This is a genomic window from Paenibacillus sp. FSL H7-0737 (assembly GCF_000758545.1).
In the GTDB taxonomy this organism is placed as follows: Bacteria; Bacillota; Bacilli; order Paenibacillales; family Paenibacillaceae; genus Paenibacillus_AQ.
The window spans coordinates 2,841,225-2,863,490 of the sequence record NZ_CP009279.1 but is presented as its reverse complement, the minus strand read 5'-3'; the positions used below and the strand labels follow the sequence as shown (position 1 = coordinate 2,863,490).

Genomic DNA, 22,266 nt, shown 5'->3' with positions numbered 1-22,266 from the left:
TCCGATAGTGCCTCCCGTAGTCATTGAGAGGTGTTCTTCCCTTACGAATACTGACCTCTCTCGGACTTCATTGTGGTGTTGTTCGTACTCAAACATCATCACTCCTTATAAACGGATTAGGGACCCCAGAAAGATTTGACCTTTACTCTCATCCCCTTTAACATTATCGGTAAATTATTCTATTTAATCAAGAGATTTAGATAAAGCCTTCATTACTAGATGAAAGGGATGGGACTCCGTACTCCCAGATCTGTAATGCCGCACCGATCATTCCACAGGAATTGCCACGATAGGCTGCTTCAATGCGGACGCCTTCCAGCATCGATGGCATCGTTCTCGTAGCCACTTCTCTTCTTATTCCTTCGAATAATAGCTCACCTGCTTCAGCCACTCCACCACCAATAACAATAACCTTTGGGTTAAAAATATGAATAAACGAAGCGATAGCTGAACCAAGCGCAGCAATTGTTTCTTCCATTACTTCTGTAGCTAGACGGTCTCCTTCTCTCCATCTCGCGATCACGTCTCGTGATTCTAAGTTATCAAGTGGCTCATTGTTTAAAGTTAGTTTTTCCCGCATTCGACGAGCAATGCTTGTGCCTGACGCATAATGTTCTAAGCAGCCTCTTCCTCCACAAACACAAGCAGGCCCTTTGAAATCTACAGACATATGCCCTAACTCTCCAGCCCCACCCCAAGAACCATGAACAAGGCGACCTTCTACAATAATTGCTCCGCCTACACCCGTTCCAAGTGCAAGACAGATAAAATCTTCTACACCTATACAAGAACCTAAATATTTCTCTGTTAATGCCAGTACATTCACGTCATTATCTACGATTACTGGAAGCTGGAACTGAGTCTGAAGCAACGCTTTCAAATCTGTCCCAGCATATCCAGGAATAAGCTCAGAGGCTGAGCGAATACTCCCTGCCTCCCAATCGATTTGTCCTGCCGTTCCTACACCAATCCCTTTAATCTGAACGCCTGCATGCATGGCTGTAGCTTCTTCTATTAACCTTTGAATAGCCTGAAAAGCTCGGTCCACGGTCTTCGTGAACCCAGCCTTTGTGCTCAGACTTACAGTATGTACTACGTCCCCCTGTGGTGTAACCAGTCCAGCATTAATTTTCGTTCCCCCGATATCCACTCCTACAGCATATTCCTTTAGAGGATCATAATCTTCTAACACGGACTCGCCTCCTTAAGTCTCAGCAATCGATCACGGCTTTGACATATCGTGAAGTGATCAACTGTGGCCTTGTAATCGCACTTCCTACAACTACATAAGATGCCCCAGCCCTCTTAGCGCTCGCCGCATCTTCCGGTGTCCATATACGCCCTTCTGCAACTACGGGAATCTTCACGAACTCGCATAACTGCTGAAGCAAGACAAGATCTGGTCCTTCTTGTTGTGTGCTGTATGGTGTATAGCCCGAAAGTGTTGTACCAATAAAATCTACACCTAATTCTTCCGCTGCCAGTCCTTCCTCCAAAGTCGATATATCTGCCATTACAAGCACACCCATTTGATGGGCATATGCGATTAAAGGCTTAACCGACGCTAAGCGACCTTCCCGATTCGTAACATCTAATGCAACAATATCCGCTTTAGCGGACACGATTGCTTTCACCTCATCCAGAGTTGGCGTAATAAATATGGCTGATCCGGGAATATCCCGTTTAATAAGTCCAATAACCGGTACATTTACTTCTTCTTTAATCGCTAGAATATCTGGAACCCCATTCGTGCGAATTCCAATTGCCCCTGATTGAACCGCCGCTCTTGCCATTTTTGCCATTGTATCCCCACCATGAAGCGGCTCATGCTCAAGTGCCTGACATGACACGATCAGACCTTTCATCGGAAAGATATCGCTCATTCGAGTCATTATAAACCCTATCCCTTCGCTTCAAGAATATACTCTAATATTCTATTGTTGAGAGCTTCCACCCGATCCTGATCCGAAGCATTGATGGGTAAAAGTGGCATTCTCGGTTGACCCGTTTCAAATCCACGCAAACTCAGAATTGCTTTGCATGCACCATATAATGATGGAAAGGATAATAATTCTACAATGAGATCATTGATAATGAACTGCCATTTCTGCGCCTCAGCCATATCGCCTTGCCCATAACATTGTTCTACTTTTAAAAATAGCTCGGGCATAACCCCGTAGGTTCCACCAATCCCACCATCTGCCCCAATGCTGCGGCCAGCTAAGTACTGCTCATCTGGTCCATTCAATACAAGAAAATCATTTCCACCTGCTGCCTTAAACTGCTGAAGCTCAAATGTACTTTCTGCTGAAATCTTCACGCCAATCACTTTATCCTGCGCGGCCATCTTCACTAACAAGCTTTTCGATAATTGAAAGCCTGTCGTTTGCGGGATGTGGTAGATAATAAATGGAAGTGAAGTACTATCAATGATCGCCTGCCAATGACTTTCAACACTGTCTGGAGACAAACGATAATAGATAGCCGGAACAGCCGATACCGCATGTGCGCCAACTAATTCAGCATGTACTGCTAGCTCAACACTGTCTCTTGTAGATGGAGCACCTACATGAGCAATGATCGTAAGCTCATCTCCTACTTCCGCTATAACTGCTTCGAGCATTTGTTTACGCTCTTCTACAGATTGCAGCATGCCTTCGCCTGAGCTTCCGCCAACATAAAGTCCTTTCACACCTGTAGAAGCATAATGACGAGCTAATTTGCGTGCCGCTTCTTTATCTATATTCCCCTCGGCATCATAACTGGAGTACAAAGCGATAATAATGCCTTTAAAAGCTTCAAGATCAGTTGATTTCATAAATAACAGCCTCCGTCGTTTAAGTCACAGATCATTAATTTACGTTGTTATAAGAATATTTAACCCTTAACAGCACCCATCGTAATCCCTTGTGTGAATGCCTTTTGAAACATTAGGAAAATCGCAATCATAGGAATTGAAGCTAACGCAGCTCCTGCCATAAGCAGTCCATAGTTCGTTGTGAATTCGCCTCGAAGTGTCGCAACCCCAAGTGGCAAGGTCATCATCGAAGTAGATCGCGTCATGATTAGCTGGCTGAAATAATCGTTCCATGAAGTAATAAAGGTGAATATGGCCAGTGCACCAACTGCTGGTTTCAATAACGGTAAAATGATCGTTCCGAACAATCGAATTTCCGAGCTGCCGTCAATTTTTGCCGCTTCAATCAACTCTCCCGGAATCGTCTGCGCGAACTGTTTCATCAAAAAGACTCCAAATGGCCAGCCAATTGCCGGTAAAATAAGCCCTTTATACGTATTGACCCAACCAAAGTCAGCTAACATCGTAAACAACGGAACGAGAATAACTTGCTTAGGCAATGCCATAGCGGCAACAAACATCGTGAAGATAATTCCTCGTCCTGGAAATGATTTCTTTGCGAGAACATATCCGGCGCAGGAAGAGACAATACAGATCGCAGCCATTTCTGCAAAAGCAATAATAAAGCTATTAAACATCCAGCGTTCTACGGGATTCTTAAATAATTCTGTCCAGTTTTGTAACGTCGGCTTTAATGGAAACCACTCCGGTGGGATAGTCGTTGCCACGGTTTGAAGTTTAAAGGCCCCCGACACTACCCAATAAAAAGGGAAGATAAAAAACAATGTAGCCAAAATCAATAGGATTGTAGCTATAATTTTTGGAATCGTTAATTCTTTTTTCCATGCACTTACTTTCTTAGACTGGATAATAGGTGATTTCAGTTCTAATGGATTCGTAGAATTCATGATGTCCCCTCCTTAATACTCAACATCGCTGCCAAAGTATTTGAATTGAATGATAGAAATGATCCCAATCACAATCGCAAGTATGACACCCATTGCTGAGGCATAACCGAAATGACCTAGCATAAAGGCTTGTTCATATACACCATACATAACGGTTGAAGTGCTATATACAGGTCCACCTGAGGTAAGAAGTTGAATCAACGCAAAACATTGAAAAGTATTAATTGTGGTAATCACGATAATATATAAGTTCGTTGGCATCAGCATCGGCCATAATATTTTTCGGAAAATTTGCCAAGGGGTTGCTCGATCAATCTCTGCTGCTTCAATGTAAGAGGTAGGAATGTTACCAATAGAGGCCACATACAAAATGATCGGTTGCCCTACAGAAGTCGTTATTAAAACCACGATAATTGCAAGTAATGCGGTTCTTGTATCCCCTAGCCATGAAACAGGCTCCATTCCAAACAAACCTGTTAAATAATTCAGAATCCCGTAGTTGGGATGGTAAATCCATCCCCACACGACTGTGATACTTACGACCGATGATACGGCTGGCAAATAGAACACACCGCGGAAAAATGATCTGGCAAACTCTTTTTTCTTATAAATGTTCATTGAAACAAACAGTGAAAAGATAATCACGATCGGTACAGTGATCACTACGAGTAATAAAGTATTTCCCATGGACTTTATGAAATTATCATCTTTAAATAATGAAATATAATTATCGAGACCAATAAAACTAAATTCTCTCAAAGAGTAATCAAAGAAACTAATATAGACCCCTTTTATCATCGGGTAAGCTACAAACAGAAGAAAGAAACCAAACGCTGGTAATAAGAAAAGATAACTCATCATCCAGTCACGTATCACATAACCTTTAATTTTGCGTACCGTTGTCCCCACAACCTTCTCCCCATTTCTCTGATGAAAAATAATGATATTTATAGGTGCGTGTCTTGAAAATTTTCATTTTTTTAAAAGAATAGAGTGCTTCCCGCACTCTATTCTTTTAAACACCATTCACTATTTATTTCATAGCTGCTTTTGCTTTAGTAATAGCTTCGTTAGCCTTTGTAGCAAAACTATCCAAAGCTTCCTTGCCGGTTGCGCCTCCAGTTAAAGCACGTTGTAATTCAGGGAACCAGAACGTACGAATATCTGCATATCCATCAGCAATCGTTGGGGCATCTGTCGTAAATTTACGAGCATATTCAGCGTATTTATACTCTGGATCGTCATATAGACCAGTAATCGAATTACGAACCGAGAGTCCGCCTGTTTGAATCAGGTTTTTCTTACCCCATACAGGATCATTAGCAATAAAATCAATCAGTTTTTTGGAAGCTGCAATCTTAGCTTCATCCCCGTTGTTAAATACAGCCATACCGCCCAGATAAGGTTCAAGCTTTGGTTCCGAACCATCTAGTGTTGGGAATGGAAGGAGAATATCTTCGAACTGAACCATTTTTTTGGATACGTTCTGTGCTTTTAGTACAGCGGAATAGTTAAGTGTAAAGGCCAATTTCCCTTGCAGAAACAAATCGTTCACGTCAGCAGCCGCAAGTGAAGCTGCACCAGAGACACTGAGTTTATCTTTCGTAGCTTGGACAATCCAGTCTAACGCTTTAGCAGCATTATCTGTATTGATTGCGACTGCTGAGTTATCTTCATTTAAGAATCGGGATACACCCAAGTTAGCAAGATAAGCGCGAGTACCTTGGTCTCCAGCTTGGCTCTTCGCGAAGAATCCTGTAGGAATAACATCCGGAGCCTTTTCTTTCACAGCTTCCAATGCCTTTTTATATTCTTCAAACGTCCAAGTTCTATCTTCCTTATCTAGAGGAAGTAAATCTAGAGCGCCAATCTTTTCAAAAATAGACTTATTAACAGCCATCATAAAAGGCGCTGTGTTAATCGGGTACATAAAGATGTTGTCGCCTACACTTGACTGCTTCCAAAAAGCTTCTGAAATATCATTCTTCACTTCATCAGTCACCATGTCGTTAAGCGGTGCAAGCAAATCCTTTTTACCCCAATCGATAATCCTTCCAGGTGCATCATAGATCACATCAGGTGCGGTATTAGAAGCAATTGCGACATTCAGTTTTTCAGGGCCGCCTTCAAAGGTGATCATCTCAAGGTTTACTTTAATTTCAGGATTCTTCTCATTAAAAGCTGCAATGATTTCCTTCTCATACTTGCCTACTTCACCATCTAAAGCTTGAAAGCTCGGAAAATTCCACCAAGTAATTTCTACTGGTTTAGCAGCAGCCTCAGTTGCTGCGGGCTCTGTCTTGTCAGCATTATTACTTGGTGTAACCGCTGAATTCGCTGTGTTCGTATTTCCACATGCAACTAACTGTGTACCTAAAAGTGCGACACCAACAATACTCATTAGCCCTTTTTTCATTGCTTTCATGTGCTACCCCCAATTATTTTTTGTGGAATAAAGTACTGCTCTCATTCCTTGCGCTAATCATAAATCAATTGTAAATTCAGGAGAATCCCACTCCTTTTACTTTTAGGGTTCATTTCTGACATATCCCTTCAATCCACCCCTCTTCAATGTTATAATACATTACATATTCCACCTATTAACAATTGAATTTATATTTTTTCACTTTTTCGCCTTAATGTAACCCTTTTAATCTTACATCTAATGGTATTCTCTTACGAGTGATCCACTATAATTCTAGTCTTCCGGAGGGATTTCATGTACAAACTAATGATTGTAGAGGATGAGCCATTAATACGAACGGGCTTAAAACATTACTTTGCTTGGGAGGAGCTTGGGGTTCACAGCATTATTGAAGCAGAAAATGGAAAAGAAGGTATGGCCACCGCATTGCGCGAGAAGCCCGATTTGGTGATCACCGATATCCGGATGCCCGAAATGAATGGTCTTCAAATGATTGAGCAGATTCGCAATCTGCTTCCTGATACATTATTTATCATTTTGACAGGATTCAACGATTTCGAATACGCGCAGAAGGCTATTAAACTAGGGAATGTACATGCTTTTTTGCTCAAACCTTTGGAATACGAGGAAAGCCTCTTAGTGATACAAGAGTGTATGAACAAGCTCCAACTAAAGCGACAGGATAGATTAAAACGTTCTAATCTGGAAGGGGCACAACTTGTAAAGCTGTTATTAGAGGAAGAACATTCAGTAATAGATGATGCTGTTATCCATGAACTATGTAATTTCAACAGTAACTACTATCTTTATCTCCCCTTTGTTTTGACAGGGATCCCTATGAGAGAAACGCGCACTCCATCCACCCTGTGGATGAGAGAATATGCGGAGAAGTTCATTCATAATGCTGTGGATGAGTATCTTCATGCCTCTACACCGCACTCTATTTTTACATATTCATCTAAAACAAAGCTCTATGGTCTTATTGTATTGGGATCTCCGTCTTCTACTGACAACTTCCCTCTTCAAACTCAAGTACAGATACGAATCGATCAATATCTGAAGGCGCTTACGCTAGAACATCATCTAGGCCTCTATTTAGTTATAGGTAAGACGACGGAGAACCCTGCACAAATACATACTTTGCTGCACGATTCCGATCGAATGTTATATCAACGCTTTTACATGAGAGATTGCAGGTTATTCTATGTGCCACAATGGATAGAAAACTCAAATTCTCAGAAACCATCCCTAATTCAACTAGATGAGAATGATAAGAAACGGATGATCTCCTGTATCGAAAGTTCTAACGAAATAGAAACGCTCCAGCTGATGCATCGCCTGGCTCAAGATATTTTGAGTAAAACCGATGTCTCTTCTCCTGATTACTGGCTCGCATTTCTTCAGGAAATCATAAGTGTTATAATCCGCTTCGCCAATAAAAACCACATCCATATCGAAGGTGTGTACAGCGAAAAGCTCCTGAACCTTACGTTTGCGGATGATTTTGATTCGCTTGAGACGCTTTTTGACTGGCTTGGCAGGTGGATGATTCATTTGGGGATTGTTTATACCGAAGGACTGACACACAACCACCAACAGGATGTGATCATATTCGAGCATATTAAATCCTTCATTAAAGAGAATATTGATCAAGAAGTGACTCTGCAGATGGTAGCAGATCGATTCTTCTATAATCCGTCTTATTTAAGTCGCCTGTTCAAGCGGAAACTCGATAAGAACTACATGCGATTTGTAACCGAGATTCGGATGGAATATGCGCAGGAATGCTTAAAAAAACCGGAGATTCTAGTGACCGATGTCTGTACGATGTGTGGTTACAAAAGCTATAAGCATTTCGTGAAAACATTCCGAAGTATCACCAACATGACCCCATCAGACTATAGAAAACAATCAGGCTGGTGACCTAAAATGATGCAGATTGAGCAACCAAAGAGACGCTACCGGATGCGACATGTCAATCGTCAAATTTTCATGCTGATGATCCTGACCATTACCATTCCACTCCTGATCATATCCGCAATCATCTATATCTTTTCAAACCAAGCCGTCAAAAATGAATACCAGAGCAGCTCAAATCTGATCCTTAATAACCTCTCGTTCAACATTGACCAATATCTTCAAAGTATTGATAAAGGTACACTGAACGCACAGGTAGATAGCCAGCTCCAAACCGCACTTGAGCATTGGACGATCCATAAAGACGACGTCGGAAATGACCTGAATATTCAGTATGGAAACACGATTGAGCATTTCATCAGCGGGATTGAGATGACGATTAAAAATGTTGATAGTGTGCAGATTTTTTCGGGATCACGTGTGTTCTACTCTGCCAATTTCAATCGTGCGGATTATGATGTGAAGGATTATACCCAGGAGGATTGGTATTTACAGACCCAGCAGAAAAAAGGCGGAGTGATTCTATTTGGCAGCCATGTCCCCTTCTATCGCACCAATTCCAAACAATCCGTCATTTCTATTGCCCGGGTCATTAATAAAAAAGGAAGCAAGCAGCCCATTGGCGTTATGTTAATCGATATCCGATTGGATTCATTACGTGAAATCTTAAAGCTCTCGGAGAATAGCAAACGAAAATTCATTATTTTAGACGATAAGGGCGGTAGTGTTTACAGCTCAGATATCATGGAGACCTCACCCTTACAACCTATCCCTATAGACCCTCAGGCGCTTAATACTTTCATGAACAATGATACGGGAAGCTTTTATGGTACTTTTGACGATAAAGACTCGTACATTAACTTTGTTACGTCTCCCTATTCCAACTGGAAGGTCATTCAGTATATAGATGAAAAAGAGATGACTAAGCAAGCCACTTTTCTCGGAAAAATCATTTTAACATTAGCGCTCTTGTCGCTTGTCACTGCGATCTTATTCATGTATATCCTATCGGAGCGTGTCACTAAGCCTATTATTCTTTTAAGCCGAAAGGTTAAGCTGGTGGGAATGGGGAACTTTGATGTGGATTTGTATAGTAATCGTCAAGATGAGTTTGGTGTTCTATACAATGGAATCCGAAAAATGGTGAAAGACCTGCAAAATTATATCGAGCGATCTTCTATGGCCAAAGCACAGCAAAAAGTAGCTCAATACGGCGCCCTTAAAAGCCAAATCAATCCACATTTCCTTGCGAATGTACTTGAATCTATTCAAATGAAAGCCATCATTAATGGGCAAAGAGAGATTGGCGAAATGGTGGGGATTGTAGGTAGATTGTTTCGGATTCATATCCAGACCGGAAAGATAACCGTAACCCTGCGAGAAGAACTTGAACACGTCCGGCTGTATGTAAAAATCCAACAATTACGTTTCGGGGACAAAATTCAATATATTGAACAGCTAAAACCTAATACCGAAATAATTAAAGTCATGCACTTTTCCCTTCAACCCATCGTTGAGAATGCTATCGTCCATGGACTGGAGTGTCGAAGTGAACCGGGTCTCCTTGAAGTCTCCTCGATGATTTCGGGGGATGACATGCTAATTATCGTTAAAGATAACGGAATTGGTATCGATGAAGAGAAACTTAAACAGTTACGTCTTCGTCTCTCTCAACCATCAGACACCCTAGATGAAGATCATATTGGTATAAAAAATGTTCATGATCGTATTCAATTTCATTTTGGTGAAGCCTATGGGATTGAAATCACCAGTCAAGTAGGTGAAGGGACGACCGTGATCATCCGACTGCCAGCATAATCCTAAACATTCTGCTCAGTGATTCCTGCTTCAGGATCGAAGGTAAGCATTTTCGTTGCTATTTTATCGATAAAGAAGCGGTCATGACTGACGGTAACTACGGCTCCAGGGAAATGAATGAGTGCCTGCTCCATCACCTGAATACTCGTCAAATCTAAATGATTCGTTGGCTCATCCAAAATAATGACAGCCGCGCCAGAGAGAAGGCATTTCGCTAACGCTACTCTGGCCTGCTGTCCACCTGACAGACTGCCGATCGTTTTGCTCAGATCCATTTCCGAGAATTGTAGCATCGATAGAAATTTATTCACTTTTTTCCGCGGAGCATCGAGTCCCAGCCCATACACATTTACGGCATGACTGACTGTATCTTTAACATCGAGTTCGTCCCACATCTGATTGAAGTACGCGTAGCTGACCCCACGTTCCCAAGTCACACCACCCCTTTCAGGCTCTTCTTGCCCAGTCAATACCTTTATGAGTGTCGACTTCCCACTTCCGTTAGGCCCCACAATAGCTATCCGATCTTCCTTTTGAATATCGAAGCTAATGTTCTGGAATATTGTCCGATTATCATAGCTTTGTCCAATTCCCTTCACTTCACCAAGCTTTTCCGGAAACCGTAAATTGCTGTAGATATCGGTGATCAGTACGTTCACTGGATGAGGCTCCACACGCTTTTTCATATCTGTCAGTTTACGTGATAGACGATCCTTCGGGGACTTTTTGTTCCCACGGGTTTCAATGGCTTCAGACTCCATAAGTAGAAGCTCTTCTTCCCACTCGAATTGACGATCAAGCACCTTTTTGCGCATCTTCTTTTTACGAACATAGTCGGTGTAATTGCCTTCATATTCCTGAAAATGATAATTCTCGATTTCTATCGTACGTGTGACTACTCTGTCAATAAATTGCCGGTCATGGGAGATGAGAATCATCGCCCCATTAAAACGGTGAAGCCACTGCTCCAACCATACGATCCCTTCGATATCCAAAAAGTTAGTAGGCTCATCGAGCAATACGACGTCGGGCATTTCAATTAAGACTTTAGCCAGTGCTGCACGGTTCCTCCATCCTCCCGATAACTCATCTACAGGTTGATGCCGTGATCTTTCATTGAAGCCCAACTTCGTCAGAACAGTGTTGATTTCTACAGATACATTCCAGCCATCCAAATGATCCATTTGTTCAAAAAGCGCCGCTTGCCGCTCTAAAAGTGTATTCATCTGGTCATCATCCGTCACTTGTCCAAGCTGTTCCCCGATTTGGTTAAGCTCCTGTTCGATAAGCGCTACCTGCTCAAAGCACAATTCTAACTCTTGCTGTACAGACAAGGCCCCGGAAAGCTCCGAGAATTGAGAGAAATAACTGATCTTCACATTGGGATCTAACTCTACTTTCCCTGCTGTTGGCTCCTCTTTTCCCATCATCAGTTTAAATACAGTAGACTTCCCCGCACCATTTCGTCCGATTAACCCAATCCGTTCACCCTTGCTAACTCGAAAATATATATCTCGAAAAATCAAAGTATTCTCATATTTCTTAGTTACGTTCTCCATACGGATTACGCTCAAACCTATCACCCCTAGTTCATATAGATCAAAATACAGCTCAGAACACTCAAAGAGCTATTATAGCACTATTTTAAAAAGGACTTTATAATCATATTTAATCTTCTAGAAAACAAAAAAAGGTCGCTGTCAGCGGACCTTTTTCTGCATTACGAATCCCAGCACATTCTCACTCTCATCACTTGCTGCTTATTTTTTCAAGATATCAATATACTCCTCTTTCTCGCGATCAGGCCCCGCATCAAGCTTCAAACGAATGAATTTTGGATGATCCAATACGTTACTGCTAAAGTTACTTATAAATCCGTCCTCACTGCCACTTCCGCCAATCGAATTATTTTTCAATTCGCGCTTCCCAACCCGCGATGTCAACTCACTGGGGGTCTTTCCAAATAACTCATTCCTGATCTCCCAATCGGTTTTTAATGCCTCACTTAACGTAAATTTAACTACTATACTTAAAGGAGATAGCTCCACCTGCGCAAGATTCACTTCATGTCCGTCAATCATAAAAGGCTGATTTATAACTACTGTCTCGGTCTTCTGTTCCCAGAATTTTGGATCAATAGCGAAGCTCACCTTTAAACGTTCAGAATAGCGCATGTCAGCTAGATCCGTTCCCGTTTTTGGTTTTGCTAGCATTCCTGGATCCACTGAAGCGATCTGAAAATTCGCCACCACCTCTTTTGGAAATGCTTTATCCTTATCTAGTGGATAGATAGTTTTTCCGAGCCATGTATAAATACTATCCACAGCATGTAAACCCATCCCACCTCTACCCCCATTTTTATCCACTACACTTTGTCCCGTCACAGCATCTGTAAGCCATACACTATTCACATTGTAAATTTCCTGACCACCACTTGTAGTCCCTGTATATAGCAGTATAATTTTATTTTCATCAGCGATTACAGCATTTAGAGTGATCTTATATCCGTTTTTCTCAGCGCTCTTATTCACGATTTGCACATAATCGTTTCGAATTGCAGATTCTAACGTAAGGGCATCAACATCAGATTCAGCCAGCTTCTTAAAAGGTTCCAGCACACCCCAATCACTTGATTCAATACTTGTAGAGGCTTGCTGTGGCATCAATTGGGTTGGATTGAAGAAGAGTAAACCTGCAATCAAAACAGATGCAGTCAGTACAGCCATAGCGCTTCTAGCGAACATTAGCTTTTTTCCGCGCTTTTTACCTAGTTCGAGTCCTGCTTGAATGGCATAGATTTGTGCGGCCGCACTCTCCATTTTTTGCTCCTGTGGGATTCGTTCAGCATCGATTAACATGGCAAGCTCCTCCTGACTACTCATGGTTCCAATCACCCCGATTCTTAATGATCGTTCTTAACTGCTTGAGTCCTTTATGCTGCCATGTCTTGACCGTTCCTTCAGGTTTATCCAGTATTTTAGCAATCTCATTTAAGGTCATATCGTTGTAGTATTTAAGCAGCAGCACATGGCGATACTTGGGTTTAACCTGTTCAAGTGCCCACAGCATTTCCATCCGATGATGGCCAATGTGCGTAATCTGCTCTCCTATTCTCTCGTCAACAAGCGGCATGGAACGCTTTCTACGTCTTTGTTCATCTATACAGACATAAATCAGGATCCGAATGATCCATGATTTAAACGCTTTTGGATCCTTTAACGTTTTTCTTTTGATCCAGGCCCGGCAAGTCATTTCCTGCATCGCTTCAAGCGCATCATTCCGGTTACGCAAGTAGCTATAGGCAATACTGTATAGCTGTTCTCTATGTACCAATATAGAATCGTAGAAATCCGTCTCGCTCCGAGAATCAAGAATCGTTACCTTCTTCATTTCTGCATTAGTCATCGTCATATCCTTCCTTAGCCCCCTCTCCTAAACCTCTCATAGATTAAGACGGGGAGGGTATAGAAACGGTTTTTATTTGTATTAACTTTTTTGGGACTGAGCACTTAAAATTATAACATTCTATAAAAAAAGAACGATAAATGTTATGATAAGTAAAATTGGACATAATCAACAGTACGCACTTAAAAGTACCATAGGTACTAAAAAGTACCCATACATTGGAGGATATCATGACAACTATCAAGAAAAAATACAATATTTCTGTTGAGGCCACACTCGAAGTAATTGGAGGGAAATGGAAATGTGTAATTTTGTGTCATTTAACTCATGGCAAAAAGCGAACATCGGAACTAAAACAGTTAATGCCCGGAATTACTCAAAAAATGTTAACCCAGCAACTACGCGAACTTGAGGCCGATGGAATTATCAACCGGATCGTATACAATCAGGTTCCACCCAAAGTGGAATATGAGCTTAGTGAGTATGGTGATAGTTTAAGCGACATTTTAACTTCTCTATGTAATTGGGGAGAACAACATATCATTAAGCAGTATGGCGATAAATATGCTGTTTTAGAGGACAACATTTTAAATAAATAAATTTTACCCTATGAAAATAAGGACAGTTAAATCAGATTGATTTAACTGTCCTTAACTTAAATTACTCCGTCTCCTCCAATAGCAGTTGCTGTGAATGATATGGGGCCAAATAGATTTATAGGTAAGTTGCTATCATTTTGAATTACCAATTCATAATTGTGGACTCCAATATAAGGACCATCAACCCACTGAACATTTAATTGAATATCAGTAATTGTAGTAAAACGAAAAAAGGAGCTATAAATATCGACTCCTGCACGTCGGATTAAAACAAGAAATTGACTATCAGCAAGTGCAGTAAGACTAAAACTACCATTTAACTCGACTCTACTAGAGAAAGAAGCTGGGTTAGCTGGGCTAATATTTACTTGCGCTGTGGCAAGACCCACTCCAGCTCCAGGAATCCCTGCAACCGTTGTAACAGCATTAAACGGGTCTAAAGGGATTTTTGCCTGTGAACCATAACTTATATTTGTCGCCATTTATCATCACTCCATTCCAATTACAAGGTTATACATTATTATATTGTGAATCAACAATGATAGATTGGACTTAATTGCTGATGATAATATACATTTAAGTGATACTTTGCTAGATCATATAAACCTAGATGCTCTGTATCATCATCTAATTTCCAACCATTGACAAACTCACTTATCAGAATTACAATTACCAAAATATCATGAACAACGCAGACAAAGGGTAAGTAGACAATCGAACATGGACTTCAGAGAGCCGGTGGCTGCTGCGAACCGGTGTCCAGCGCTTGATCGAATGGCCTTTAGAGTTGCTCTTCCGAACCATCTTAGCTGATGTTGTAGGGAAAGCCGGGTTTCCCGCCGTTATCAAGGGACCTGTATCGAGATTGTCTCAGACCTTCTCCGTACCGGTAAGAGAAGATCGTAATACTAACGAAACCTGGTTGCGCGATCATTTAAGGTGGTACCACGACAACTTCGTCCTTATTGGATGAGGTTTTTTTGTCATTTAAAGGAGGTGATGGCCATGGATGATGGCTGGTGGTGGCGACTCAATATTAATCAGAAGCGACAAAACAGGAGGAATTCAAATGATAAAAGAACGTGTATTAACTGGAGATCGAGTGACCGGAAAGCTGCACCTTGGCCATTACGTGGGCAGTTTACAGAACCGAGTGACTCTACAGGAGCAATATGATACTTTTGTGTTTCTAGCAGATATTCAAGCCCTAACGACTCACTTTGATCGGCCTCAATACCTTGGTCAAAACTTGAATGAAATCACACTGGACTATTTATCGGCGGGTATAAATCCAGATAAAGCCACCCTATTTATTCAATCTATGGTTCCTGAGATCGCTGAGCTGACCGTCCTATTCTCCATGTTTGTTACTGTGAATTCTTTACGGCATAATCCCACGATTAAAGCCGAATCGAAAAATTCCAGCTTAGATGAATTGTATTATGGTTTTCTAGGTTATCCAGTTAGCCAGGCTGCGGATATAACCTTTTGTAAAGCGACGATTATTCCTGTAGGAGAAGACCAGCTTCCCCATCTGGAGTTGACCCGCAAAATCGTACGTAGATTCAACGAACTGTACAGCCCCATCCTTGTGGAGCCCAGAGCGCTCATCAGCGAGACGCCAAGACTAGTAGGAACAGACGGCAATGCTAAAATGAGTAAAAGCCTCGGCAATGCTATCGAGCTGGACTCTACGAAAGAAGAGATCACCTTCAAGATCCGTAAAGCCACAACCGATCCAGCCCGTGTTCATAAAAATGATCCTGGGCATCCAGATATTTGTCCCATTTATGCTTATCATCGTGCTGTTCGTTCGCATGGCGCCTCAGAAATTCACGATAGCTGCGAAAGTGGCAGTATAAGCTGTTCTGCCTGTAAGCAGCTTATCACGACAGCTCTAGACCAGCTAATTGAACCAATGCGTGAGCGTCGCTCCTATTATGCTGCCAGACCCAAGGTTGTTGAGGATATCTTATTATCCGGAACTAAGCGTGCCCGCGATATTGCTCAAGAAACGATGTCCGAAGTACGCGAGGCTATTGGCCTTAATTATTTTTCAAAATAAAACTGATCTCTAAGGGCAATAAAAAAACGCCGGACTCTCTATTGGAGAGAGCGCCGGCTGTTTTTGCTTCGCTTGCAGCTACAAGCGTCGATCCCTCCTTGAAGCTATACTCTGGACCAGGGGTTAGGACTTTATACTTGTCCGCTTCTATATAAAAATACTTTCTATAACGTAAATCCTTTCTTCAAAAAAAGGCCGTAACCCTCCCCCCAAGGGATCATTACGGCCTTATTTTCACTTATAGCACCCAATTCCCTTTACGGAATACCGGCTCAATCGTACCATCCGCCAATTCTCCGTCAATATCCAGCTCAGCTGAACCAATCATAAAATCGACATGCGTTAAGCTGACATTAGCACCTCGTGCGACAAGCTCTTCATTCGTAAGCTTTGTGCCGCCTTCAATATTGACAGGATAAGCACTTCCCAACGCGAAATGGCAGGAGGCATTCTCATCAATCCCTGTATTGTAGAAAATTCGGTTCAAGCGAGAGATTGGAGAATCATGCTGCACTAAAGCCACTTCTCCTAAATAGGATGCACCTTCATCGGTTGCCAGCAGCGAAGTCAAATGCTCACGTCCGGATTCAGCTTCATATGCTACTACTTTTCCATCTTTAAAAGTGAAGGAAAGGCCTTCTACCAAACGTCCGTTCAGATTCAATGGAAGTGTGCTTCTAACGGTACCATTCACACCTGTACGATGTGGCATGGAATAGATCTCTTCCGTTGGCATATTAGCCACGAAATACACGCCTTTATCATTCTCTCCGCCGCCTCCACGCCATAAATGTCCTTCTGGAAGCTCCACATGCAGATCCGTTCCCGGAGCGCGGTAATGCAGGCTTTTATAACGCTTAGCGTTCATTCTATCCTGACTTTCTTTCAATTGACCGATATGCTCTCTCCATGCGGCAACTGGATCCTCGCTACCTACACGATTCATCTGGAACACCGCTTCCCACATAGCCTCTACTCGCTCTTCCTCTGGAAGATCAGCAAACACCTTGTTCGCCCAAGCACGCGTTGGAGCCTTAACGAGAGACCAGCTAATTTTGCTATTACGAGTATATTTGGAGTAGTTTTTGCGAGCAACAGCTGCCGCTTTAACTGCTCTTGACACTTTGGAAGAATCAATACCATTGAACAATTCCGGATCTGGTACTTTAATATGTAAGATGGCGCCGTTCTCTTCCGCAAACTTCTCCATCATTTCTGCTTGCCACTGTGGATAGTAATCGAAGGAATCTTCTGGGGCTTTTTCGTAACGAATACGTGTAGTCGCTTCATCGTCCCAATCAACGATTACATATTTAGCACCTGCTTCATAGGCTTTACTTACAATCAAGCGAGTAAGCTCTGCCGTTTCAATAGGTGCATGCACCATCAAAACTTGTCCAGGCTGTACATTTACCCCTACTTTTACAACCAGGTTCGCATATTTCTCTAACATGACATCAAAATCTTTCATGAATTCTCTTCCTCCATCTCTATGGTTGCTTTACTGTCGCACCAAAGCACCGGAGCTCCTTAACAGCAGACGGTCAGCTTCACTTCTTATTTTAACGCAAAATGCTAAGAGTTGCGATTCGATATAATAAAGCGGCCCCCATGAAAGGAACCGCTCACGTAAATCCTTATTTTTTATCCACTTGCAGCAACGTTACGGTCTTTAAAGAATAGGTATGCATAATCTTGTCCTCAGAGATTACGTTAAGCTTGGTCAAACTTGCTACCTTCGCGGGATCTGATTTGGAGAGCATACGCCACACTTCGGGGTCTGATAGGGTTTCATATAACTTGAGATCATCATATTCTTTGCGATTTTGCATCACTAGCTTCACTTTGTAGCTTCCGATTTCAGTCTCGGTAGCCCCCTGCTCACTACAATAGCTTAGAATATCCTGCCGAAGCTCTGCTAACTCTTTTTCAATTTCCTTTTGCTTTTGCTTCAGTCGATAATACTGCTGCACCTTTTTCTCCATCACTTCACGCTCCTCTATAGACATATGTATGCCGGAAGCGCTAAATAAATAAGTTGAGTTCCCTATCATAAAATTTTATAATGAGCCGGGAACGCTAGTTTGCAGCAAACTACATTATTCCACAAAAACAATGATTCGGCAGGTGACTTATGTTTCATTCTTACTTTTTCCCAATTTCTTATGCCTTTATGATGTTTCCTATAGCGGCATTGATCTTCACACTCCCTTTTCTAATCGTTCAATACCGTAGACACGGCTACATCCATAAGCTTAGAGCTTTAATCCTATACTTATTGCTGCTCTATCTGATGAACGCTTATTTTCTCGTTTTGCTTCCGATGCCTTCCTCAAGACATAATATGGCACCTTCGGGAAGTATGATGCAGCTCGTCCCTCTTCAATTCATACAAGATATTATAGATGGTTCTAAGATCATACCTGATCAGATTTCAACGTATTGGTCATTACTGCGCGAGCCTGCTTTTTTACAGGTGATATTTAACATCGCTTTGACCGTGCCGTTTGGATTGTTTCTGGGCTACTATTTCCGAACGCGCTGGGGAATGTGTATTCTCTTGTCTTTCATACTTTCGTTATCTTTTGAGGTCACTCAGGTTACAGGCATCTACGGCTTTTTTGATCATCCCTACCGTCTATTTGATGTCGATGATCTTATAACCAACACGCTGGGAGGGATCTTTGGATTCCGAATTTCTATCTGGATAAACGGGTTACTGCCACGCATAGAACAACTGGATACGAATATCGACCGTTCTGCCAAAAGAGTCTCCTATACCCGCAGAGGGATTGCTTTTTTCATCGATAGTATGGTGTGGATCATCGGGTTTGGTGTACTTTATGGATTCGATATAAAAAGTGCTTTCTGGATTGTAACAGGGATTTACTTCATCCTGATTCCAGCTTTCACTGGTGGGCGGACCTTAGGCAAATGGATTGTACGTATTCGGGTGACGAGCAAAGGTAATCGAGCTTCTTTCTGGGCGCTTATGATCCGATATGGTCTGCTATATTGGATATTACTTGGACTTCACGCGCTTGTTATCGATTCTGATGTGACAGGGCTTCTATCTTCACCATTGAGAACGGTCGCTTACCTCATTGTTCTACTGGTCGATTTAGTTTTCTTTATTCATTTAATCATTAAGGTATTCAAAAAAGATGACCAGCTAATCTATGAGAAATTAAGCCGAACCTCGCATGTTATTTCATGGCCTGAGAAAAGATTGCATACCGATGCCTCCAACAGCAGCTCTTTAGAGGATTAAAAATCTTCATTTTATATAGTATTTATACAATGGAATTTATTATAAAATAGGAAGGCAAGGATTCTCAAAATTTAGGAGATGAATGAATGGAAACTACAAGTAGCTTGCAGTTGTCTAGAAGTCTTCCAGAAGAGCAGGGCATATCATCAGCCGCAATATCCAGCTTTATTGATGCAGTAGAGACGCAAAGCTTAGGTCTGCATAGCTTCATGCTCCTTAGGCATGGGTATGTGGTCTCTGAAGGCTGGTGGTCTCCTTATAAGTCCGATCTTCCACATATGCTATTTTCCCTTAGCAAAAGCTTCACCTCAACGGCAATCGGGATTGCGGTCACAGAAAAGCTAATCACACTCGACAATTCAGTCATCTCCTTCTTCCCTGAAGAGGCTCCTGCGACTATCACTGACAATCTATCCAACATGACAATCAGACATCTATTGATGATGGGTACCGGGCATGTCGTGGATACTATGGACACACTTCATAAAAGTGCAGACGGGAATTGGGTTAAAGCTTTCTTCTCAGTCCCAGTGGAGAAACAACCAGGTACACATTTCCTATATAATACCGGCGCCACTTACATGCTGTCCGCGATCCTTCAACGAGTTACTGGCCAAACACTGCTAGAATATCTAGAACCGCGTCTGTTCGCTCCGCTCGGTATTCACGGAGCAACTTGGCAGTCTTGTCCACGTGGAATTAACACGGGGGGATTTGGCTTAAGCATTACCACAGAGGATATCGCTAAATTCGGCCAGCTTTACTTACAAAAAGGGATCTGGAATAATCAACGAATCCTGCCTGAACAGTGGATTAATGAGGCAACTTCCAAACACATTTCCAATGGCGAAGGCGATCATGACTGGGCGCTCGGATATGGTTATCAATTCTGGAGATGCCAACACGGAGCCTACCGCGCCGATGGCGCATTCGGACAACTCTGCGTTGTTCTTCCCGATCAGGATGCGGTAATTGCTATTACTGCCGCTTCAAATAGTATTCAAGGTATTTTGAATGCAGTGTGGGAGCATTTATTACCCAATATGAAAGATGTCCCTCTTCTGGAAGAACAAGCATTAGCAGCCAAATTGGCAGACCAATTAAAAAACTTATCGATAGACCCTCCACAATTGCAGCGGTCATCTTTTCAAGAAGATCAATTGAATGGTATAACCTATACACTCGATGACAACCAATTTTCACTAGCTACTATCTCTATCTCTTTCAACAATGATGAAGCTGAAGTTACTTTAATAACTAAACTTGGTGAAAAGAATGTCATTCGATTAGGCCGAGGACAATGGCTCGAAAGCTTTGCACTCATCCTGGAGCCTTTCATGAACCGGATTATGTCCAGCTTTACTTGGACTGCAGAAGATCAACTTAAATTGTCCTTGCTATTTGTTGAAATGCCTTTCTTAATTACACTTGATATTAATATTCTAGAGAACATGCTTATCCTTAAGCAGCGGATTAATGTGAATATGGGACCGCTTGAATTCGATGATATAATCGGAAGAATACAATAGGTATAGTTAATAAAAGAAAGGCCGCTTCGTCCTATGCAGGAACTTAGCGGCCTTATATCCCTTTTTTTATTCCGAAAAATCAGCTAGCTTCAACATGACTGGGCAATGATCACTACCCATGATCTGACAATCAATTTGGGCATCAATTACATTAGGTGCAAGTCTAGAAGAAGCTAAGAAATAATCAATTCGCCAGCCCACATTCCGCTCTCTCACCTTCGGCATATAAGACCACCATGAATACACTCCCTCAAGCTCCGGGTGAAGATATCTGAACGTATCTATGAAGCCCGACTCAAGCAGTGTACTCATTTTCCCTCTCTCTTCATCCGTAAAACCGGAGTTCCCACGGTTAGCCTTTGCATTCTTGATATCAATATCTTCATGGGCAACATTTAGGTCTCCACAGACAACAACTGGTTTACGCTTATCCAGTTCTAAGAGATAATTACGGAAACGGTCCTCCCATTCCATCCTATATGCCAATCGAGACAGATCTCGTTTGGCATTAGGCGTATAGACGTTGACCAGATAAAAATGTTCGAACTCTAATGTAATGATCCGACCTTCTGCTTCTTCATCTTCTTCCATCCCATATCTCGCAGAGATCGGCTTGATTTTAGTGAATATTGCCGTACCGGAATAGCCCTTCTTCACTGCGTAATTCCAATATTGATCGTATTCTTCGCCATGCTCCAGTGTAATTTGCCCTTCCTGAAGCTTTGTTTCTTGAACACAGAAGATATCCGCATCTACTTCTTTGAAATAGTCATTAAACCCTTTTTTGACACAGGCCCGAAGGCCATTAACATTCCATGATACCAGCTTTATCATCGGCTTTTCTCCTTGCATTTTGCTTTAGTTATACTATTACTGCGGTTATTATATCACTATAGTGAGCTGACGGGATATGTATAGCAGCAAAAGCCGCACCTCTCTCCATTGCGGAGAATTGGTGCAGCTTTTGGTTAATTCATACGCTAGCTAACTTATAGACCAATGGCTGTAGCTGTGAATGTAATTGGGCCTTTTATTTGAATTAAACTTCCAGCATTATTACTATTAGCAAATAGAACACCCAGTGTATAAATTTGGGTTCCCGGCAGTCCACCATCCACAGCAAGCACGTTTACAATCTGAAGGTTGTTACCAGGTTCAAAGAATCGATTGAGCGGGCTACTGTATACTTTTGTAGCACCTCTGTAAATATCTACGCGAATATCATCTGTAAATGAAAAACTATCAACACCGAAACTCGCTTTTAGCTCAACTCTCGAACGAAAAGTTGCAGGATTAGCCGGATCAAGAAATACAGAGGTAGTAGTTATTCCTTGACCAACACCAACCGCCAATACTGGACCATCAACAGTTAAAAACGTAGAACCATAATCAATAATTGACGCCATTCTTAACACTTCCTTTCAAGGTTATACAACATTCTATGAAAATGAACTGAACCTTGAATGGATATA

General features: G+C 41.9%; 20 protein-coding genes and 1 other annotated feature. Of the genes, 6 read left to right on the top strand and 14 right to left on the bottom strand.

Annotated elements, in window-relative coordinates; all coding sequences use genetic code 11:
* Positions 1 to 196 precede the first annotated feature (196 nt).
* The 6 genes from H70737_RS12285 to H70737_RS12260 all read right to left on the bottom strand — a co-directional run bounded on the left by H70737_RS12285 (position 197) and on the right by H70737_RS12260 (position 6,190).
* Positions 197 to 1,192, bottom strand: a complete 996-nt coding sequence (locus H70737_RS12285; RefSeq protein WP_042187584.1) for an ROK family protein — start codon at positions 1,190 to 1,192, stop codon at positions 197 to 199.
* A 19-nt stretch (positions 1,193 to 1,211) separates the two neighbouring features.
* Entirely contained in the window at positions 1,212 to 1,883 is a 672-nt protein-coding gene (locus tag H70737_RS12280) for an N-acetylmannosamine-6-phosphate 2-epimerase (RefSeq protein WP_042193777.1), read from the bottom strand.
* A gap of 17 nt (positions 1,884 to 1,900) precedes the next feature.
* Entirely contained in the window at positions 1,901 to 2,818 is a 918-nt protein-coding gene (locus tag H70737_RS12275) for a dihydrodipicolinate synthase family protein (RefSeq protein WP_042187582.1), read from the bottom strand.
* A 59-nt stretch (positions 2,819 to 2,877) separates the two neighbouring features.
* Entirely contained in the window at positions 2,878 to 3,765 is an 888-nt protein-coding gene (locus tag H70737_RS12270; protein ID WP_081951104.1) for a carbohydrate ABC transporter permease, read from the bottom strand.
* 12 nt (positions 3,766 to 3,777) lie between these two features.
* On the bottom strand, positions 3,778 to 4,674 hold the full coding sequence (locus H70737_RS12265; protein ID WP_442950251.1) for a carbohydrate ABC transporter permease: 897 nt from the start codon (positions 4,672 to 4,674) through the stop codon (positions 3,778 to 3,780).
* Between the two features lie 124 nt (positions 4,675 to 4,798).
* Positions 4,799 to 6,190 carry an ABC transporter substrate-binding protein gene (locus H70737_RS12260; RefSeq protein ID WP_042187580.1) on the bottom strand — a complete coding sequence of 464 codons (1,392 nt, stop codon included), beginning with the start codon at positions 6,188 to 6,190 and terminating at the stop codon, positions 4,799 to 4,801.
* Between the two features lie 294 nt (positions 6,191 to 6,484).
* Here H70737_RS12260 and H70737_RS12255 point away from each other — a divergent pair, with 294 nt between their 5' ends.
* Positions 6,485 to 8,113, top strand: coding sequence for a response regulator (locus H70737_RS12255; RefSeq protein WP_042187578.1), 1,629 nt, complete (start codon positions 6,485 to 6,487; stop codon positions 8,111 to 8,113).
* Positions 8,114 to 8,119: 6 nt separating this feature from the next.
* Positions 8,120 to 9,925, top strand: coding sequence for a cache domain-containing sensor histidine kinase (locus H70737_RS12250; RefSeq protein WP_081951103.1), 1,806 nt, complete (start codon positions 8,120 to 8,122; stop codon positions 9,923 to 9,925).
* Positions 9,926 to 9,927: 2 nt separating this feature from the next.
* Here H70737_RS12250 and H70737_RS12245 read toward each other — a convergent pair whose 3' ends face one another.
* The 3 genes from H70737_RS12245 to H70737_RS12235 all read right to left on the bottom strand — a co-directional run bounded on the left by H70737_RS12245 (position 9,928) and on the right by H70737_RS12235 (position 13,336).
* Positions 9,928 to 11,499: an ABC-F family ATP-binding cassette domain-containing protein gene (locus tag H70737_RS12245; protein ID WP_042187574.1), complete on the bottom strand. Its 1,572-nt coding sequence runs from the start codon at positions 11,497 to 11,499 to the stop codon at positions 9,928 to 9,930.
* 186 nt (positions 11,500 to 11,685) lie between these two features.
* Complete coding sequence (locus H70737_RS12240) at positions 11,686 to 12,807, bottom strand: DUF4179 domain-containing protein (protein WP_081951102.1); 1,122 nt, start codon at positions 12,805 to 12,807, stop codon at positions 11,686 to 11,688.
* The gene (locus H70737_RS12235; RefSeq protein ID WP_042187570.1) at positions 12,800 to 13,336 is read right to left on the bottom strand and encodes a sigma-70 family RNA polymerase sigma factor; all 537 of its coding nucleotides are present in this window, start codon (positions 13,334 to 13,336) and stop codon (positions 12,800 to 12,802) included. Before H70737_RS12235 ends, H70737_RS12240 begins: the two co-directional genes overlap by 8 nt.
* A gap of 224 nt (positions 13,337 to 13,560) precedes the next feature.
* On the opposite strand from H70737_RS12235, the gene H70737_RS12230 reads away from it, so the two are divergent.
* Positions 13,561 to 13,929, top strand: a complete 369-nt coding sequence (locus tag H70737_RS12230) for a winged helix-turn-helix transcriptional regulator (RefSeq protein WP_042187569.1) — start codon at positions 13,561 to 13,563, stop codon at positions 13,927 to 13,929.
* Between the two features lie 56 nt (positions 13,930 to 13,985).
* On the opposite strand, the gene H70737_RS12225 is transcribed toward H70737_RS12230, so the two are convergent.
* Entirely contained in the window at positions 13,986 to 14,411 is a 426-nt protein-coding gene (locus H70737_RS12225; protein ID WP_042187567.1) for a hypothetical protein, read from the bottom strand.
* A 201-nt stretch (positions 14,412 to 14,612) separates the two neighbouring features.
* Positions 14,613 to 14,896, top strand: a binding site (T-box leader).
* 102 nt (positions 14,897 to 14,998) lie between these two features.
* Here H70737_RS12225 and trpS point away from each other — a divergent pair.
* Positions 14,999 to 15,994, top strand: a complete 996-nt coding sequence (gene trpS / locus H70737_RS12220) for a tryptophan--tRNA ligase (RefSeq protein WP_042193769.1) — start codon at positions 14,999 to 15,001, stop codon at positions 15,992 to 15,994.
* Between the two features lie 238 nt (positions 15,995 to 16,232).
* On the opposite strand, the gene H70737_RS12215 is transcribed toward trpS, so the two are convergent.
* On the bottom strand, positions 16,233 to 17,465 hold the full coding sequence (locus tag H70737_RS12215; RefSeq protein ID WP_042187565.1) for an aminopeptidase: 1,233 nt from the start codon (positions 17,463 to 17,465) through the stop codon (positions 16,233 to 16,235).
* A gap of 166 nt (positions 17,466 to 17,631) precedes the next feature.
* Positions 17,632 to 17,979 carry a hypothetical protein gene (locus H70737_RS12210; RefSeq protein WP_042187563.1) on the bottom strand — a complete coding sequence of 116 codons (348 nt, stop codon included), beginning with the start codon at positions 17,977 to 17,979 and terminating at the stop codon, positions 17,632 to 17,634.
* Between the two features lie 149 nt (positions 17,980 to 18,128).
* Here H70737_RS12210 and H70737_RS12205 point away from each other — a divergent pair, with 149 nt between their 5' ends.
* On the top strand, positions 18,129 to 19,265 hold the full coding sequence (locus H70737_RS12205) for a VanZ family protein (protein WP_042187561.1): 1,137 nt from the start codon (positions 18,129 to 18,131) through the stop codon (positions 19,263 to 19,265).
* A gap of 86 nt (positions 19,266 to 19,351) precedes the next feature.
* Positions 19,352 to 20,794 carry a serine hydrolase domain-containing protein gene (locus H70737_RS12200; RefSeq protein ID WP_042187559.1) on the top strand — a complete coding sequence of 481 codons (1,443 nt, stop codon included), beginning with the start codon at positions 19,352 to 19,354 and terminating at the stop codon, positions 20,792 to 20,794.
* A gap of 66 nt (positions 20,795 to 20,860) precedes the next feature.
* On the opposite strand, the gene H70737_RS12195 is transcribed toward H70737_RS12200, so the two are convergent.
* A complete protein-coding gene (locus tag H70737_RS12195; protein ID WP_042193767.1) occupies positions 20,861 to 21,625 on the bottom strand; it encodes an exodeoxyribonuclease III in 765 nt (254 codons plus the stop codon).
* Positions 21,626 to 21,783: 158 nt separating this feature from the next.
* Positions 21,784 to 22,200 (bottom strand): Clp protease/crotonase-like domain-containing protein, encoded by a 417-nt coding sequence (locus H70737_RS12190; protein ID WP_042187557.1) that lies wholly within the window; start codon positions 22,198 to 22,200, stop codon positions 21,784 to 21,786.
* Between the last annotated feature and the right edge of the window lie 66 nt (positions 22,201 to 22,266).

Bases quoted from the DNA above. Each gene is read 5' to 3' on its own strand.
- H70737_RS12225 (WP_042187567.1), bottom strand. From the start codon at position 14,411: ATGGCGACAAATATAAGTTATGGTTCACAGGCAAAAATCCCTTTAGAC.
- H70737_RS12205 (WP_042187561.1), top strand. From the start codon at position 18,129: ATGTTTCATTCTTACTTTTTCCCAATTTCTTATGCCTTTATGATGTTT.
- H70737_RS12210 (WP_042187563.1), bottom strand. From the start codon at position 17,979: ATGGAGAAAAAGGTGCAGCAGTATTATCGACTGAAGCAAAAGCAAAAG.
- H70737_RS12275 (WP_042187582.1), bottom strand. From the start codon at position 2,818: ATGAAATCAACTGATCTTGAAGCTTTTAAAGGCATTATTATCGCTTTG.
- H70737_RS12230 (WP_042187569.1), top strand. From the start codon at position 13,561: ATGACAACTATCAAGAAAAAATACAATATTTCTGTTGAGGCCACACTC.
- H70737_RS12260 (WP_042187580.1), bottom strand. From the start codon at position 6,190: ATGAAAGCAATGAAAAAAGGGCTAATGAGTATTGTTGGTGTCGCACTT.
- H70737_RS12240 (WP_081951102.1), bottom strand. From the start codon at position 12,807: ATGAGTAGTCAGGAGGAGCTTGCCATGTTAATCGATGCTGAACGAATC.
- H70737_RS12190 (WP_042187557.1), bottom strand. From the start codon at position 22,200: ATGGCGTCAATTATTGATTATGGTTCTACGTTTTTAACTGTTGATGGT.
- H70737_RS12235 (WP_042187570.1), bottom strand. From the start codon at position 13,336: ATGACGATGACTAATGCAGAAATGAAGAAGGTAACGATTCTTGATTCT.
- H70737_RS12200 (WP_042187559.1), top strand. From the start codon at position 19,352: ATGGAAACTACAAGTAGCTTGCAGTTGTCTAGAAGTCTTCCAGAAGAG.
- trpS (WP_042193769.1), top strand. From the start codon at position 14,999: ATGATAAAAGAACGTGTATTAACTGGAGATCGAGTGACCGGAAAGCTG.
- H70737_RS12250 (WP_081951103.1), top strand. From the start codon at position 8,120: ATGATGCAGATTGAGCAACCAAAGAGACGCTACCGGATGCGACATGTC.
- H70737_RS12255 (WP_042187578.1), top strand. From the start codon at position 6,485: ATGTACAAACTAATGATTGTAGAGGATGAGCCATTAATACGAACGGGC.
- H70737_RS12215 (WP_042187565.1), bottom strand. From the start codon at position 17,465: ATGAAAGATTTTGATGTCATGTTAGAGAAATATGCGAACCTGGTTGTA.
- H70737_RS12270 (WP_081951104.1), bottom strand. From the start codon at position 3,765: ATGAATTCTACGAATCCATTAGAACTGAAATCACCTATTATCCAGTCT.
- H70737_RS12280 (WP_042193777.1), bottom strand. From the start codon at position 1,883: ATGAGCGATATCTTTCCGATGAAAGGTCTGATCGTGTCATGTCAGGCA.